This is a genomic window from Crenothrix sp. (assembly GCF_043729335.1).
In the GTDB taxonomy this organism is placed as follows: Bacteria; Pseudomonadota; Gammaproteobacteria; order Methylococcales; family Methylomonadaceae; genus Crenothrix.
In genome coordinates, this window is record NZ_JAYTLQ010000039.1 from 1 (window position 1) to 1,503 (window position 1,503).

General features: G+C 44.6%; 3 protein-coding genes and 1 pseudogene. All 4 read right to left on the bottom strand.

Going from position 1 to position 1,503, the window contains the following annotated elements; genetic code table 11:
- On the bottom strand, positions 1 to 735 hold a 735-nt coding region (locus tag ACHZC4_RS08750), incomplete at its 3' end, for a Ni/Fe hydrogenase subunit alpha (protein ID WP_394753453.1).
- Positions 736 to 825: 90 nt separating this feature from the next.
- Positions 826 to 1,116, bottom strand: a complete 291-nt coding sequence (locus tag ACHZC4_RS08755) for a type II toxin-antitoxin system RelE/ParE family toxin (RefSeq protein WP_394753454.1) — start codon at positions 1,114 to 1,116, stop codon at positions 826 to 828.
- Positions 1,113 to 1,337, bottom strand: coding sequence for an addiction module protein (locus ACHZC4_RS08760; RefSeq protein ID WP_394753455.1), 225 nt, complete (start codon positions 1,335 to 1,337; stop codon positions 1,113 to 1,115). Before ACHZC4_RS08760 ends, ACHZC4_RS08755 begins: the two co-directional genes overlap by 4 nt.
- Before the next feature lie 76 nt (positions 1,338 to 1,413).
- Positions 1,414 to 1,503 (bottom strand): annotated as a pseudogene (locus ACHZC4_RS08765) (NADP oxidoreductase); the annotation flags it as partial.

A 1,503-nucleotide genomic window follows, 5' to 3' on the forward strand; every position in this document is an offset into this window, starting at 1 on the left:
GGGTTTGGTTAAGCTCAGATAATTGGTGCGTATGGTAGCGAAGTCATCATAATAAGGCAGATTGGAGCAATGCACTTTTTTAATGAGTGCGACCGAAGCTGCGGCCCACTCAATCATCTGGTCACTATCTTCCAGCAAATAATCACGTTCGGCTTTAGTCAACGATTTATTCATGCCGCCCGCAATCGCTCCGGTACCGTGAATACGTTTGCCCGATACCATGCGTATCACTTCCTGACCGTATTTACGCATCTTTACGCCTTGTAGGCCAAGATCCGGAAATTCACCTAGCACGGCAATAATAGAACGCTTGCTGATATCGCTTTCAAAACCAAACAATAAATCAGGGCTGGATAAATGAAAGAAATGCAGGGAGTGGGATTGCAGAACTTGCCCAAAATGCAGGAGACGTCTTAATTTGTCCGCTGAAACGGGTAAGTTTTCAGGATCAATACCGACCAGTTGGTCTATAGCTTTAGCAGCGGCTAAATGATGGCTCACCGGACAAATGCCACATAGACGCTGCACTAAAACCGGCAATTCCCAATACGGTCGGCCTTGAATAAAGCGCTCAAAACCGCGGAATTCAACAATATGCAGTCTGGCTTGCTGAACTTTGTTATCTGCATCCAGCAATAAAGTGACTTTGCCGTGGCCTTCGACGCGAGAGACAGGATCAACGACCACGCGTTTCAGGTTTTCAGGGTTTTTAGCGGTTTCTAAATGTTCGTACATGGTTATGCCCGTTTGTTGCGGCGTAGAGACGCAAGATTTTGCGTCTCTACAATACGCGATGTGTTGAATTACTCAAACGCCGACAACCCTCTAAATTCTATACTTCCAATATGTGGGGTCTCTGTGTAGGTGCATAACGGCAACAACACTGACGTTATCTTCATCTTCGGCATACAAAATACCGTATGGAAACCGCCTCGCTAAAGCCCGCCGAATCTCGCCTTCAATGGTTGGCCATGCCTTTGGAAAAGCGACAACTCTGGCTAGGGTAGCAGCAATTTCTAGTGAAAAATCGTAACCCAGCCCATTTTCTATGGCTTCGTAATAACCAATAGCTTCATTGAATTCCAATTCAGCATCTGGATGAAACAGTACATTCATAGCTGAAATCGGGCCGCTATTTTTTTAAACACCTCTTCACTGGAAATAGCCGTTACTTCACCGGTTCTTAACTGTTGAAGGCGGTTCTTCGCCACTGCAACCCATTTTTTGTCAATAGCGGATTCAGGCGTGTTTAAGCTTCTCAGCAAAGAATCAACAATCAATGCCCTTTCTTCGACAGGCAAGGAAACAGCTTCAGCAATCAGTTCTTTCGTTTTCATGCTTTTCTCATTAATTTATTGTTTCCTTAAAAGTACACAGAATACATCCATTTTCAGGAAATTTGGGAAGTGATTATTAATCATAATGCACCAACTCATAAGGCAACGCAGGTTCACGCCCCTCAATAAAATCGGTCAGAAATTTCCAGAACACATCGGCAGACGG